Raw genomic sequence first — 15,068 nt, forward strand, 5'->3', positions numbered from 1 at the left:
GCATGGAGGGGTTATGATGATTTTACAATCAACTGAAAATAGAGAAGCCTATTATAATGAGCTGGCAGAATTGGATAAAAAGCATTTCATTCATCCAACAACGTCTTTTAAACAGCATCAGGAACAAGGGCCGCGTTTCATCTTCACGGAAGGCAAGGGCATTTATTTGAAGGACGTTCGGGGCAAGACAGTCATCGACGGGCTGTCCTCCTTGTGGAATGTTAATATCGGACATGGCAGGGAAGAGCTTGGAGAAGCCGCAGCGAAACAAATGAAGAAACTGGCATTCAGTTCGACATTTGCGACAAACAGTCATGAGCCGGTCATTGAACTGGCGAATGTCGTCGCAAGCATGGCGCCGGGTGATTTGACTGCCACTTTCTTTACATCGGGCGGCTCGGAAGCGAACGATACTGCTTTTAAAACAGTTCGGTATTACTGGCAATTAAAAGGAAAGCCGGAGAAGAAAAAAATTATTTCGAGAAAAAAATCGTATCATGGCGTTTCGGTGGGTGCTTCCAGTGCTACGGGATTGCCTGGTTTTAGAAGCTTCCCTTCACTGGCGCCGGATTTCTTGTACGTAGATTCTTCAATAGAAGCATTGAAGGAATTGATTGAAACAGAGGGCGCGGACACGATTGCTGCATTTATCTCCGAGCCGATCCAAGGTTCGGGTGGGGTAAATCCTCCGCCGGAAGGCTATTTCAAAGAAGTCCGTGCACTATGTGATGCGAATGATATTTTATTTATAGCGGATGAAGTCATTACCGGTTTTGGAAGAACGGGAAAAACGTTTGGCATGGAGCATTATGATGTCGTGCCGGATGTCATGGTGATCGCAAAAGGAATCACGAGTGGTTATGCACCTCTAGGTGGTATGGTGCTAACAGAAAGATTGCGTTCCGAATTGGTTAGCTTGTCCGACGGCATCTTCATGCACGGGTATACGTACAGCGGACATCCAATGTGCTGTGCGGTAGCACTGGAAAACTTGCGTCTTCTGAAAGAAGAACAGCTCTATGAAAATGTGCGCCAAATGGGCGAAGCTTTCCAAAAAGGATTCGCATGGCTGCAGGATCGGCATGAAGTGATAGGAGATGCACGCGGAGTTGGGTTGCTAGGTGCCGTCGAAATCATGAAAGATAAGGAAACTGGAACTCGTTTTGATGAGCCGGTGTCCGTGAAAGTGATTGAAGAAGCATTGAATCATGGACTGCTTGGCAGAAGTATCATTTACGAAGGCCAAGACACACTCGCATTTGCCCCGCCGTTCTGTATTACAAACGAAGAGGTGGAAAAGATCATTTCCATAATCGATGAGTCGTTGACAACTGTATTGAAAAAAATATGATACTCATTAGGCCCTGCAGACTATGATCTGTAGGGTTTTTTATTTTTGATAAAGAATTATTGTATTTTTATGCATTGAAAATGATTCTTATAATATGTTGGAGAGAGTGTTTATTAACTAGTAAAACCTTGTTGCATATGACTTTTTACTCAGTATCGTTATTATATTTCATTAAACGAAATAATATAGTATTCATGATGCGGAAGATTTGGTACACTCAAACTATTGTAGGTTAGTAATCTACAAAGATACTAAAAGAGAGGGAGATGGAGAGTGAAGCGGTTTTTATGGAGTTTTTTAGCAGTTATTCTTGCATTTTCGCTTGTATTGCCGGTACCGACACAAGCGGCTACATCAGTTGATGCTGCAGCAAAGCAATCAATTGAATTAGAGACTAGCCAATCGAAGCTGGCGCTGACAGAAGTGCGTGAGGTGACAGTGTCGGCGGATTTAGGACAAGAGGTTGATTTAGAGCAAGTGGAGCTTCAATTTGGAGGCAAGCCTCTTGCTGAATGGAAAAAGTGGGATGCAAAGTCCTCTTCTTTTGCGGGTGATCCGTTCATTACCGTGAAAAAGGCACCCCATTATGTAAACGGCACGACAACCATCGAGGCAAAGCTTGAATTTGGTTTGCCTTTCGGAACAGATGATTTGTCGCCGCGTTCAATTCGTGTACATTACAAGCAGTTGCTTGGAGACTATGAACTTGCGCTAGTTGACAAGGAACATGGGACAAAGGCTGCTACGACAGTCAAGTTGAATGTGTATGACGAATTCCTTGAGTGGGATGAAATTAAACCATCGATTGACGGAATCATAGAAAAGGCAGCTGGTTTGAATGGCCGTTACGTCCAGTATGAGAGCCCTGGCAAAAGTACAGAAGGCCGTGATTTCCACATGGTCATCTTGGCAAAAGATGAGGCGGCAGTTGATACGTATTTAACTGAAACGCTTCCGGTTGCGCTCGAAACACCAGAGGAATTGATTGCGAAGCTAAAAGATGGAACAATGGGCGACTATCAAGTGCCTGTTTGGTTCAATAATATTCACCCGGATGAAACGGAAGGAATTGATTTCCAAACTGAGTTGCTTGAGAAATTTGCTACGGAAAAAGAAGTGACGTTTACAAAGACAAATGAGGACGGAACGGACGAGGAAGTCAAATTGAATGTCGATGAAGTATTAGATCACCTCATCCTCATCTTTAATTTCTCGCATAATCCGGATGGGCGTGTACACAATACACGGGCCAACGTAAACGGTTTTGACTTGAACCGCGATAATGCGTATCAGACACAGGTAGAGACGATTCAACTCAATCCGGTCATTGCGAAGTGGACGCCGCTTGCGATGATGGAAGGGCATGGCTATGTGAAAGGGTTCCTCATCGAGCCTGCTACACCGCCGCATAACCCAAACTTTGAATATGATTTGTTAATGGAAGGAATGATTCCGCAAGCTCATGCGATGGGACAGGCGGGGATTGGCAGTTCCGCATTGACTTCGTATTTCTTGGCGTCGGAAAAGTACAAGGATGGCTGGGATGATATGGGTCCTGCTTATACGCCAATCTTTTCCATGCTGCACGGTACGCTGGGCCATACAGTAGAAGTGCCGACGCTTGGACAGGAATCATATAAGGCCATGGTTGGCGCTGGTCTTGGAATGATTAATTATGTAGTTGAAAATAAAGATGAGCTATATGCGCGCCAGCTGGAAATCTTTAATCGTGGCGTCAAAGGAGAGGATAACCGCAATATCGATCCCCTTTTGACAAATGCGGCTGGAGAATCAATCGGGCGTCCGCGAGGGGAAAATGAAAACTTCTTCCCGGATTATTATGTGATGCCAATTGGAGATAAGCAAAAGAACGTAGCTGAAGTGTACAATATGGTGGATTATTTGATCCGCAACGGTGTCAAAGTTGAACAAACGATGGAAGACATCAAGTTGGATGGCAAGGTTTATCCGAAAGGGACGTATGTCGTGCCGATGAAGCAGGCGAAACGCGGTTTGGCAAACGCGATGCTGTACAAAGGCGATGACGTATCCGATTGGGAAGCAATGTACGATCCGGTTGTTGCAAACTTCCCGGCATTGCGCGGATTCGATATTCAAGAAATCCGGGTGACAGGTGAAGACGCGCTGGCTGAGCGAACAGAAGCCGTATCGAAAGTAGAAGTGCCAGCAAGCTTTATTGACGAGAAAAAAGCAAGACAAGTATTGAAGAACGTCAATAATGATACGATTAAACTGGTGAATGAATTACTGAAAGACGGTAAATCGGTCGGCATCTTGAAAGAAGGGAAATTCGGCTTCCATGCGGGGGATTTCATTGTACGGACAGAAGACCTTCTGCCATACGCTGATCAGTATGTATTTGAAGCGGCTCCGCTGCCATCCTATAAGGCAGTGAAAGCGAAATGGATTGCCCAGCCGAAAGTGGCTTCCAATGGTTCTGGCCAATTAATCTTCTCGTTAAAAGAACTAGGATTTGAGCTGACGAAAGAGGAAGAAGCGGAAATCGTCGTATCGGATGCAAAGCTGCCGGAAGAATTGGCGGGCAAGACATTTGTCGGAATCGGCAATAACGTCTTGAAGGCAGTGAAAGAAGCCGGTGTCTTGGAAGGATTTGATTACCAAACGACTTCCGGCGGACATGAAGGGCTGATCAAAGCCGACATCAACTTCAACCACTCGCTTATGGCCGGTTATAGCCGGGAAGAGCTATTGTATACGACAAGAGGGTCTTGGATTACAGCCGTTCCGAAAAATGCTGCGGTGCTTGCAACGGTGAAGGATACACCGGACTTTTACGTAGCTGGCTGGTGGCCGGGACATGAAGGGGCGCAAGGTCAGGTCCTTGCCTTCACGCAACAGCTGGAAGGCGGCACCATCACTTTGTTTGCCAACGACTTGGCATTCCGGGCTCATACAAAGCACTCCTACCGCATGCTAGCCAACAGCATTTTTGCTGCAGCAAGCGAAGTGCCGGCTCCTGCGAAGGATTGGGATCGGAATTAATTGATAATGACCTCCTGCGGATGATGTTCTCGCGGGAGGTTGTTTTAGTAATACATGTAAAAAGAATAGGGAAATGTATGATATAAAGAGAGAAAGCCAGGCATGAAACGATTCCATACCTGGCTTTTTATTAATTTTCTTTGAAAATCTCACCGGCAATTCCCATGGCCTGAACAGCTTTTGGAAAACCGACATAACCGATGCAATGGATGATCAGTTCAATGATTTCCTCTTTAGTCAAACCAACATTCAAAGCAGCCTGCAAATGAACCCGCAGCTGGTCGAATGCTCCTTGGGTGATGAGTGACGTCAAAGTGATCATCTCTCGTTGTTCCAGGGATAGGGTTTTTCTGGCGTACAGATCTCCGAAGCCGAATGACACAATCATATCCCAAAGGTCCGGCGAGATGTTTTTTATTTCTTGCATGCCGGTACGTACTTCTTCTGAAAAAAGTTCTTCCATTACGCGTGTTCCGGCATTATATCTTGTGTTGTTATCCATAGTCATCACTGTCTCCCCATAGTCGGTGGAATTTCGTTTTCATCCACCAACACTTCTAATACGATCGGTTTATTTGTTTCTTTTGTATACTTCAGTGCTTCTGTTATTCGTTTGGTAAGTTCAAACGGATCCCGGCATGTATAGCCTTGGAGTCCCATCGACTCTGCAAAACAAGCTGCTTTCATAGGAGTTTCATAGATTCCGCCTATAGAGGTGCCAATCATTTTTCGCATCCCCTTTTCTACCATGTCCAGTCGTCCGTTATTGATGACGATGAAGAGGACGGGTGCGTCGTAGTTGTAAGCAGTCGAGATTTCTGTCCCGTGCATGAACATACAGCCATCTCCTGTCAGGCAGACGACCGTTTTTTCGGGAACGGCCAATTGCGCACCGATCGCATAGCCAATGCCATTACCCATAGCCCCGAAAATATCCTCGAAGTAGAATGTGCCTGGCTCATAGACGTCATAGTGTTTGATTCCATAGAAAGAATGGCTTCCATCATCTCCGAAAACAATCGCATCTGCTGGTAGAGAATTACGCATCGCCCGTAATACTTGGATGGCGGACATGCGCTCGCCCGGTGTGTTTTCCTGAAGCTTGAGCGGTTCAGGAGCGGACATGAATATTTCTTTCTTATCGGGAAGGTCTTTTAAAATTAACTGCAAATTCGTTTTGATATCACCGAGCACCGGTGTAGTTGGCACGTTAATAGATTTTCCAATAAACGTTGGATCATAATCAAAGTGAATCACGTGCTCGGGATACATGGATTCGGCTAGACCAGCCGTGGACATATCGCTCATTTTGGAACCGATTATGACGAGCAAGTCGACCTTCTCCTGCAAATATGCGGTAGCTTCCGGCGTACCTCCCAAGCCGAACGCCCCTAACGAAAGCGAATGGTTGGATGGAAATGCACCCTTTCCACCCGGTGTCGTAACGACCGGGATGCCCCAGTGTTCAGCGAATCGTTGCACTTCCTCGTAGGCCCGGCTAGAATGGACGCCTTTTCCAAGGAAGAGAAGGGGCCGGGATGCCGCGTTCAGTTGGTCCGCCACATCAGCAAGATTTGGTGAGACCATGTGCTGGAGAACTGGGAGATCCAATACGAATGGTTCAATCTCCTCCAGCAGCACATCAAATGGAATGGATAGATGCACAGGACCGTTTACGCCGGAAATGGCTTTCTCAAGCGCATGCTGCAAATACGGGCGGAGCATATCCCCGCGTTCCACACGTGCGCTGAATTTCGTTACATATTGAAACATGTTGACCAAATCAGTGCCGAATGTACTGGAATCCTGCCCGAGTGCTTTGCCGGTATCTTTCATGGATGGATGCCCGGTGATGATCAATACAGGAAGATGAGAAGCCGTAGCTTGGCCGGCCGCCGTCAATAAATTCGTTCCGCCCGGTCCCGATGTCCCGATTGCGACGCCAATTTTTTGATTCATCAAAGCATAGCCGGCTGCTTCGAAGCCGGCTGCCGCTTCATGTTTCGCTAATACGAATTCAATATTTTCATGGAGAAGCTCAAAAAGGATAGGCGAGACCGCTTTTCCAGGTATGCCGAAAATATGATTCAGTCCCCAATGCTTAAAATTTGATGCGAGTACGGAAGCTGTTGTTTTCATTTGCGACTCACTCTTTTCAGTAATGTAATAGAAGATCTCCAATACCAAACGGGTTCCTCATTCAATTCGCAAGTAGGTAGATTCAAATTCGTCTGCTGGAAGTGGTTTACTAAAATAAAAGCCCTGGACGACATCACATTGTTGGTCGATCAGAAAGTCAAGCTGCTCTTTCGTTTCGACGCCCTCAGCAATGACTTGCATTTGCAGATTATGCGCTAGTGTAATGATGGCTTTGACAATAAAGGCATTTTGCGGACCGTGGGCAATCTCCATAACAAATGATTTGTCGATTTTGATAAAATCAATCGGGAAATTGTGCAAGTACGTGAGCGAACTGTACCCGGTACCAAAATCATCAATGCTAATCCCAATGCCAAGCTCCTTCAGCTGTTGAAGCACCTTCAAGGAGTATTCATATTCCATCGCCATATATTCCGTAATCTCTACGACGAGATAATGGGGATCCAAGCCGGTCCGTTGAAGCGTTTCTTCCATGAAAGCGACAAGATCTTTCGTCAAGAATTGCTGAGTCGATAAATTGACGGAAATTTTGAGTGGCTGGAATCCGGCTGCCTGCCATTTTTTACTTTGGGCACACGCTTCATTAATAACCCATTTGCCAATTTGATTGATCAATCCATTTTCTTCTGCCAGTCTGATGAATTTTTCAGGATGCAACAGCCCGAGCGTAGGGTGCTGCCAACGGATTAAAGCTTCCATTCCCATAAGTTCACCCGATTTTGAATGGATTTGAGGCTGATAATGAAGAACGAATTCCTCATGCTCAATCGCTTTTCTCAAATCCATATCCAGTTTGTAATCCTCTTCTTGACCCTCGAACAGCTCGGAAGTATATACACTATACCGGTTCTTCCCTTGCTTCTTGGCTTGGTACATAGCGTTATCCGCGTAAATCATCAGTTTTTCCATAGAAATTGGATAGTCCGGATACAATGCGACCCCGATGCTCGCGGTCGTGTGCAGTTCATCGTCGCCGATATAGAAGGATTCATTGAACAAGTTCAATACTTCCTCCGCCTTGGCAGTTACATAATCTGGATTGTCGAAATCCTTTAGAAGGAAAATGAATTCATCCCCGCCCATCCGAGCCAGGACATCCTGTTCACCAAGGCAGCTGGATAGCCGTTCACTCACTTTTTTTAGCAAAATATCACCGTAAGAATGACTAAAGTTATCGTTGATTGCCTTGAAACGATCCAAATCGATAAAAACGAGAGCGAGCGTTCGATTCTGGCCGTTCTCCATGTCTTTGATGATGTTCTCGATCTCTTCATTAATAAATCGACGATTGGGTAGCCCTGTTAAATCGTCATGATACGCAAGGTAATTAAATTTCTCCTGAAGAAAATAGCGATCCGAGATATCCCGGAATTGTCCGAAGGCTCCAATCATCTTATCTCCTTCGTAGATCGGCTGCGCGTCAAAAAGGCAGACAAGACGCTTCCCGTTGTCATTGGTAAATTGGATTTCTTCATTTGTAAAAATCTTGCCGTGTTCGATGACCTCTTTGAAATAGTCACCTGTAATAGGGGAGTCCATAATGTTCCGGCCAATTACATCTTCTCTGCGGTTGTTCGAAATCTCCTGGGCGAACTGGTTAAACTCCGTCGTAATCCCTTTCTCGTCCGTAATCACAATGCCGTTCCGTGTCCGGCTCAACATAATTTGATTCATAATATTGAGCATGCGGTTCTGTTTGCGCAATAACAGTTCCCGTTCGATGGAATCGACGGACTGCGCCAGCATCGTTAAAAATAGAGGGTTTTGAAACTGAATCGGCATCATGATCGACACACTGCCAAGAATATGATCATCGTCCGTGTAATGGAACGCCGTGCCGTAGCAGGCAATCTCGTGAAGGAACGTGTGATAATGCTGAGACCCGATTATGCTAATTGGATGTTTTTGCTGCAGCGCAAGACTGATCACATTCGTTCCCGTATCCTCCAGCACGAACAGACTGCCGGGTTTAATTCCAAACTGCTCAATCATCCCTTTGATGGTCTCATCGCCTTCAATCTCGAGGAGATAGCCATTCGCGTCTGATACCACGACTAGAATAGGGGTCCCCTTTAGCGAGTTTAAAAGTTTATTAGAGAAAAAACGGACAACCGACAAAATCTCACTGTATTCAAGCCGTTTAGACGCGATTTCCTGCTCATTTAAAAAATGCTTAGGGCGGGAGATCACGTTCGGATCCATACCAGCTTTTTCACAATACCGATTCGATTCTATTATATAATAAGCATCATGACTACTCATACTTTCCTCCGAATCTATCAAACTTATTACTGGTACCTAATTACTATCTATTGCTGTCTGTTTGTATAAAATAAAAAGCAACTCTTTCGCCACAAAACCGATGGATGAAATAGTTACTGTCGTTTCGTTGATTTTATTACAATCTGTATTAGTGTGTATAAGTTGTCAAGAAATTTATTTATTTCTAATGGATAATTATAAAGTTTTTAATAATAAAATTCAATTATACTGATCGGGGAAAAACTGGTTCTTAATGAAAAAAGGAAAAGCCTAGTGTCCGGTGATTCTGGTGGTGAGATAGGGGGAATGAGTGGATTATTAATGTTGAGGTTTATTGGTGAGGCTTGTATATTCGGGAAAAGTTGCCGAAGTGCTCGTGAAAATTGGTGGATCGCGAATTTGAGGAAACGCTCGTATAATCGTGTTGACCGCTCGTATCCATTGTCGGAGTGCTCGTATATCCCGGTGAACCACTCGTATATTCAAAAAAGAGCTCGTATCTGTTGTCGAACCGCTCGTATATTTGAAAGAGTGTACGTTCCAGCTGCCGAAGTGCCCATGGAGCCTGGTGGATCGCGAATTTGGGAACCGCTCGTATAATCGTGTTGACTGCTCGTATCCGTTATCGAACCACTCGTATATCCAAAAGAGCGCTCGTATCCGTTGTCGAACCACTCGTATATTCAAAAGAGAGCTCGTATCCGCCGGCCAACCGCTCGTATATTTGAAAGAGTGTACGTTCCAGCTGCCGAAGTGCCCATGGAACCTGGTGGATCGCGAATTTGGGAACCGCTCGTATAATTGTGTTGACCGCTCGTATCCGCTCCTGAGTGCTCGTATATCCCGTCGAACCACTCGTATATTTGAAAGAGAGCTCGTATCCGTTGTCGAACCACTCGTATATTTGAAAGAGTGCTCGTATATCCCGTCGAACCACTCGTATATTCAAAAGAGCGCTCGTATCCGTTGTCGAACCACTCGTATATTCAAACGAGCGCTCGTATCCGTTGTTGAACCACTGTATATTCAAACGAGAGCTCGTATCCGTTGCCGAACCACTCGTATAATCAAAAGAGAGCTCGTATCCACTGTCGAACCACTCGTATAATCAAAAGAGAGCTCGTATCCGCCGGCGAACCGCTCGTATATCGAGAAGGCTGCTCATATTCGCAAACAGAATGCTCGTATCCGCTCCCAGACTACGCAAAACCGCGCTCCGAACTTGCTTTATTTCGGATCGCGGTGACGTTTCCAATATTCGTATTGGCCGGTGAAGGAGTCGGTTTGGAAGGAGTACTGGTTCCAGGGGCTGGAAGTTTCGTTGGTTTCTTCGGTTTTGACGAGCCGCAATTCGCCTGGCTGGAGGGTCATGATGTGTGAGTCGATGACTTTCATTTCTTCACCGGAAGAGTTGAGTGCCCTGATTTTCACTTGCACTTCTTGTGTTTTGTCTAGATTGTTACGGACGAAGAATTGATTGCTATACGGTGAATTTCGGCAGCTTGAAGTATTTTTAAGACATTCTCGTTCGGAAGTGATGAGAACGACAGGGAAATCCTCGGTTTGCGCTTCATCCGATGCTTCTATAGCTTTGTTGATTGCGTGGGAAAACGCCATTTTTTTGCCGGTTGGTACAGCGATCAGCAGGATAGTGGACAATGATAGCACTATGCCGATGATGAAGTAGTTGACGGCTTTTGGGTCGTGGATCGATTTCGGTAAATTTTTTCCGCTCGTCAACGTAATGATGATGTTTACCAGCAAGATAATTCCTGCCAATACACCGACCACAAGGACGACAACCCAGTTTTCGGTTTCCGTTTGAAAGAAAGGGAAGTGATACGCTTGTTGGTAATACAATTGGATTGCCAAGCCGATTGCTACCAAAGCGAGATGCAGAAGAACGGGCCATTTGAAAGCGATTCTGTCCCGTTTGCCCGTTTTGACATCATGCGCAGAAGCTATAATCAGCAGGCTGGGTATTGAAAAAATAAGAACGGTTACCATAACATATGGCATAGGTTACACCTCCGTTACGTCAATTTGTTCGTTTTATTGCACAATGCCACGGTGGGAGTGCCGGCTCATTTCCCGCTGCTCTGCCCTTTGAATAGCTTGCAGAAAATGGTCGACGATGCGATTCTTCTCAGCCACAACTTCACTTAGCCCTAAACGGTGCCATTCGGCATCCAACCGCTCCTCCGCATGTTGATCCTGCGCTCCGATGGCAAATGCATAAGCCCGGAACCGGTCTTGCTCGGAGAATTGATTCCATAACGTTTCATTGAAATTTCCAAAGGTATCAAATGAATTTCGGAATGCATGCCACGCTTCAACTTGCTGGTGGCCAAAGGAGCTTCGGGTTTTATATAAAATAGCGACTACCATGGAGATGGAAGAAATCGTCCATGCGGCGGCTGAATGTCCAACCCACCCGCCCATACCACAAGCTGTCGCCATAGTTCCTGAAATTAATGAAATGGCAATTAGCCATGAACGCAACATGGGAATGGTATCGAACACACGAGAGAGGTGGACTTCTCGTTTCACTTCCTTGCGCCAGGCATTGTGGGCTTCCAGAAAAAGAAGATCGTTTGTTTGATATTCAATAAAATATGTAAGATCGTTCAATTGAAAGACCGGTGCCCCATAATTCACTCGTTCGAACAGCAGCGAGAGTAGCAGTTCCTCATGAGGATGATCAACATCCCGGCTAATAAGTTCATATTGCCCTTCCGAAATCTCGCGAATTATCCCTTTTCGAATCAATTCCATAAAGGCAGCGGCTGTTATATATGGCGAGAAGATGCCGTTTTTGACATAAGCGAGAGTCGCAGGCACACTCATGCTTTCTTCAGGAATAAAAAATTGGTCCGGCAATCTGTCCAATGCTTCTTTTTTCTCAAGTTTCTTGCGAAAGAACGCTGTTAGGAGAAGGACGCCTAGAAGACCGGCAAGCAATAGGATGGCAACCGTTGCTGTTGATTCAGATGGTAAAAATGACTGCATCACGTTCACCCCTTTTCTCCTTTACGAAGCAGGCATTAAATGGTTTCATTCATTTTTCAGGTTTTACTCCAAAAAAAACCCCTGCCGTTAAAAATGGCAGAGGTTTCGTATCATTTACGATCTTCAAATTCGATCTTTGTGTTGTCGCGGAATTTGATTTCCAAGTCGAATTTTTTGTAGTCATTTGGCAGGTCAAATTCTTTGAGCACTTGCTTGATGGCTTCTTCTTTTTTCGTATCTTTGGTGATCTTTAGCTTTTCGATTTTAGGGTAGATTTGATCAAACGCTTCCTGGCCTTTGAAAATTTGATTGTTTCGCTCGTCCTTCCACTTTGCATCGAGCATTCCGCTTTCTTCTTCAACTTCAATTTCAACCTCTTTAGATGATTCTTTTGTTTGACCATAATCAACGCTCAAATCAAATTCCATATAATCGAGCTTGCCCCACTTATCATTCATGACGGAATGATCTACTTGAGGTGCATTGGCTGTTCCGTTAGTAGCAGGGGCATTTGTGTGAGTTTCCGCATTATCCGTTACTTTGTCCGTCGTTGTCGTATTATTCATATCTGAATTATTCGGTTCTGTGGTGCCCGAAGTGCCTGTTGTTTTATCATTCGTTGTTCCGCATGCTCCAAGAACTAAAGCTGCTGCCAATAAGATCCCTGAAATTGATGTTGCCTTCTTCATCACTTTGCATTCCTCCAATATTTTTCGTGGTGTACTTCTAATGTTCCCCGATCGTGCATTTTCATACGCCATCCATAGGGGACATTTTTTACAAGCACTGGATCAAAGTAATAAGGAATTTTGAACTGACCATTCTACAGGTACTGATGGATTAGATAGGGTGTGTTTTGGCTCTTGCCAGTCTTCAAAAGTTAATGAATCGAAAACATTGCTACTCCGCTAGTCCTCAAATCCCTCTTAGGTTTCAGTAAAAATATCTATTTGATAAGTCCTATTCTGGAAATTAGCCACATAGAGTATATAAAAAATCTCCTCTCTTCATGTTGATGGATGGGAAAGTGCCAAATTGGGGTTTTGATTAGAAATTTGAATCATAGAAGGTGACAGGATGAAAGTGCTGATTACGGGTGGGTACGGGTTTATCGGCTCTCATGTGGCGGATCGATTTTGGAAAGAGGGCTATGAGGTAGTTATCATTGATAACTTATCGACAGGGCAACGTGATCGCGTGCAGTTTCGCCACAAAGGTTATATGTTATCTGTTGAGGATGCGGCTTGTGAAAATGTCTTTCGTGCTTTTCATTTTGACGTCGTTGTCCATTTGGCTGCTCAAACGAGTGTGGGGGCTTCCGTAGAGAATCCCGTTGCGGATGCGGAGTCGAATGTTCTCGGTCTTGTCAATATGCTGACGCTTGCGACGAAGTATGGCGTATCGAAGTTTTTATTTGCTTCTTCTGCGGCGGTTTATGGAGAGCCTGTTCGTTTGCCTCTTGCCGAAATGGATTCCCTCAATCCGGTGTCGCCATACGGAATGAGTAAGTGGCTTGGTGAAACATACTGTATGAAATGGAATGAGCTGTATGGTTTGGATACGGTCAGCTTTCGGTTATCGAATGTGTATGGACCCAGACAGGGAAATGGCGGGGAAGCCGGAGTCGTATCCCATTTCATAACGAATTTATTGATGGGACGCACGATTGAAATTGACGGTGATGGTGAGCAGACGAGAGATTTTATTTATGTGACCGATGTGGCTGATGCGTTTCTGCGTGCGGCTCATTCGCAATTAAAAGGCGTATATAATTTATCTACGAATACGGAAACGACCATCCAATCCCTGGCATCCAAGCTTGTTTTTATTCACGGTTCAGGAGAAATAGTTTATCGTTCAGCAAAAAATGGTGATATTAAGAAGTCCAGATTGAACAATGAAAAGGTAAGAGATGACCTTGATTGGGCTCCTCTATACAGTCTGGATGAAGGAATTGAGAAGACATATGCTGCCTTTTCATCAGCCGAAGAGAAGGGCAAGAAGAAAAGTAAGTCCTCCGAAGATTCTTCTAGGTTCTCCATATTTCTCAGATCTATCAAGCCGTATGTGGAGAATCTCCTCGTATTCCTGTTTGTCACATGGCTTTATTTGAACGGAACAGTCAGTCTGCAACAATCGACGGATGTTCTCATCGTCTTTTATATTGGCCTATTGGGTATTCTTTATGGCAAACGTCAAGCTGTGCTGGCTTCAGGCTTATCCATTCTCCTTATCCTCTACGGACGACTCGCGCAAGGAAGGGAATTCGTCTCCCTCTTATACGACACTGCTTTTCTATTCCAAGTAATCCTGTACTTATTTATAGGCCTCGTTGTCGGTTATGCAACCCAGCGGAAAAATAATATGATTGCTATGCAAAAAGAGCGTTTGGGCGAATTGGAATCACAATATCGCCAGTTAGATGAGGTCCATCTTGACGTGCTTGAAGTGAAAAAGGCGCTGCAACTACAACTATCGACGCGAGAGGATAGTTTTGGGAAGGTGCATGCTCTGCTGAGGGAAATGGATGATTTGGAGCCAGAGATGGTTTATGTACGCTCTGTCCACGCGTTACAAGATTTCATGTCGGCGGATCATGTTTCATTCTTCCTTCTTAGTGAAGATCGCCAATTTGCCCGCATTGTGGCAAGAGCAGGAAAACCGGAGGGTCGCCAGACAAGTTCCTGGAAGGTGAGTGAGCATCCTTTTCTGCAGTCTTTACTGGACGACAAGAACTCTGGCCAGTTTGTTAATAAAAAGCTAGATCCTTCAGCTCCAATGATGGCAACCGTCCTGCGTCACAATGGTGCTGTTTACGGAGTGATTGCTGTTGACGGCATCTCCTTTCATCATCTCTCCCTCTATCATGAAAATGTGTTCCGTATCGTAACAGATGTCGCAAAAAATTCTCTGATTCGTGCTTTTAGTTTTATGGATGCAACTGAGAAGGAACGGTATCATCCCGGCACCCGGCTGTTAAAAAAACAGGCCTTTGATGTGGTGCTGCAATCAAAACGGCTTGCGCAAGAACGAAATGGGCTGCCATTCTCATTGCTTGAAAGTACTCTGGATCAGGAACGTGTGGCTGCGCAGACAGACAAGATGAGAAATTTGTTACGCCAGACTGATTATATCGGTGAACAGAAGGAGGGCAAGGTGTCACTTCTTTTGACAAATTGCTCTGATGATGATGTTACGTATGTGCGTTCAAGACTTTTAAGGGAAGGGATTGAGACGACCATCTTAGGAGGAGGGATGTAAC

At 45.0% G+C, this 15,068-nt stretch carries 10 protein-coding genes; 3 read left to right on the top strand and 7 right to left on the bottom strand.

The window, feature by feature from the left end:
- Positions 1–16 precede the first annotated feature (16 nt).
- Positions 17–1,351 carry an aminotransferase family protein gene (locus tag L7D49_RS08675; protein ID WP_238080433.1) on the top strand — a complete coding sequence of 445 codons (1,335 nt, stop codon included), beginning with the start codon at positions 17–19 and terminating at the stop codon, positions 1,349–1,351.
- A 273-nt stretch (positions 1,352–1,624) separates the two neighbouring features.
- Positions 1,625–4,375, top strand: coding sequence for a M14 family metallopeptidase (locus L7D49_RS08680; protein ID WP_238080434.1), 2,751 nt, complete (start codon positions 1,625–1,627; stop codon positions 4,373–4,375).
- Positions 4,376–4,505: 130 nt separating this feature from the next.
- On the opposite strand, the gene L7D49_RS08685 is transcribed toward L7D49_RS08680, so the two are convergent.
- The 7 genes from L7D49_RS08685 to L7D49_RS08715 form a co-directional block, all read right to left on the bottom strand.
- Entirely contained in the window at positions 4,506–4,883 is a 378-nt protein-coding gene (locus L7D49_RS08685) for a carboxymuconolactone decarboxylase family protein (protein ID WP_238080435.1), read from the bottom strand.
- Positions 4,883–6,562: a thiamine pyrophosphate-binding protein gene (locus L7D49_RS08690; RefSeq protein WP_336246381.1), complete on the bottom strand. Its 1,680-nt coding sequence runs from the start codon at positions 6,560–6,562 to the stop codon at positions 4,883–4,885. Before L7D49_RS08690 ends, L7D49_RS08685 begins: the two co-directional genes overlap by 1 nt.
- Positions 6,563–6,571: 9 nt before the next feature.
- On the bottom strand, positions 6,572–8,797 hold the full coding sequence (locus L7D49_RS08695; RefSeq protein WP_238080436.1) for an EAL domain-containing protein: 2,226 nt from the start codon (positions 8,795–8,797) through the stop codon (positions 6,572–6,574).
- A 622-nt stretch (positions 8,798–9,419) separates the two neighbouring features.
- On the bottom strand, positions 9,420–9,827 hold the full coding sequence (locus L7D49_RS08700; protein ID WP_238080437.1) for a hypothetical protein: 408 nt from the start codon (positions 9,825–9,827) through the stop codon (positions 9,420–9,422).
- Positions 9,828–10,024: 197 nt separating this feature from the next.
- Complete coding sequence (locus L7D49_RS08705; protein ID WP_238080438.1) at positions 10,025–10,816, bottom strand: hypothetical protein; 792 nt, start codon at positions 10,814–10,816, stop codon at positions 10,025–10,027.
- Positions 10,817–10,849: 33 nt separating this feature from the next.
- A complete protein-coding gene (locus tag L7D49_RS08710; RefSeq protein WP_238080439.1) occupies positions 10,850–11,806 on the bottom strand; it encodes a DUF2207 family protein in 957 nt (318 codons plus the stop codon).
- A 110-nt stretch (positions 11,807–11,916) separates the two neighbouring features.
- The gene (locus L7D49_RS08715; protein WP_238080653.1) at positions 11,917–12,495 is read right to left on the bottom strand and encodes a YusW family protein; all 579 of its coding nucleotides are present in this window, start codon (positions 12,493–12,495) and stop codon (positions 11,917–11,919) included.
- Positions 12,496–12,883: 388 nt separating this feature from the next.
- Between L7D49_RS08715 and L7D49_RS08720 the strand changes: the two genes are divergently transcribed.
- Positions 12,884–15,067, top strand: a complete 2,184-nt coding sequence (locus L7D49_RS08720; RefSeq protein WP_238080440.1) for an NAD-dependent epimerase/dehydratase family protein — start codon at positions 12,884–12,886, stop codon at positions 15,065–15,067.
- Position 15,068: the final 1 nt, after the last annotated feature.

The organism is Sporosarcina cyprini (assembly GCF_022048975.1).
GTDB classification, from domain to species: domain Bacteria; phylum Bacillota; class Bacilli; order Bacillales_A; family Planococcaceae; genus Sporosarcina; species Sporosarcina cyprini.

Coding starts and splice junctions, on each gene's coding strand:
- L7D49_RS08675 (WP_238080433.1), top strand. CDS start 17: ATGATTTTACAATCAACTGAAAATAGAGAAGCCTATTATAATGAGCTG.
- L7D49_RS08685 (WP_238080435.1), bottom strand. CDS start 4,883: ATGACTATGGATAACAACACAAGATATAATGCCGGAACACGCGTAATG.
- L7D49_RS08695 (WP_238080436.1), bottom strand. CDS start 8,797: ATGAGTAGTCATGATGCTTATTATATAATAGAATCGAATCGGTATTGT.
- L7D49_RS08705 (WP_238080438.1), bottom strand. CDS start 10,816: ATGCCATATGTTATGGTAACCGTTCTTATTTTTTCAATACCCAGCCTG.
- L7D49_RS08710 (WP_238080439.1), bottom strand. CDS start 11,806: ATGCAGTCATTTTTACCATCTGAATCAACAGCAACGGTTGCCATCCTA.
- L7D49_RS08715 (WP_238080653.1), bottom strand. CDS start 12,495: ATGAAGAAGGCAACATCAATTTCAGGGATCTTATTGGCAGCAGCTTTA.
- L7D49_RS08720 (WP_238080440.1), top strand. CDS start 12,884: ATGAAAGTGCTGATTACGGGTGGGTACGGGTTTATCGGCTCTCATGTG.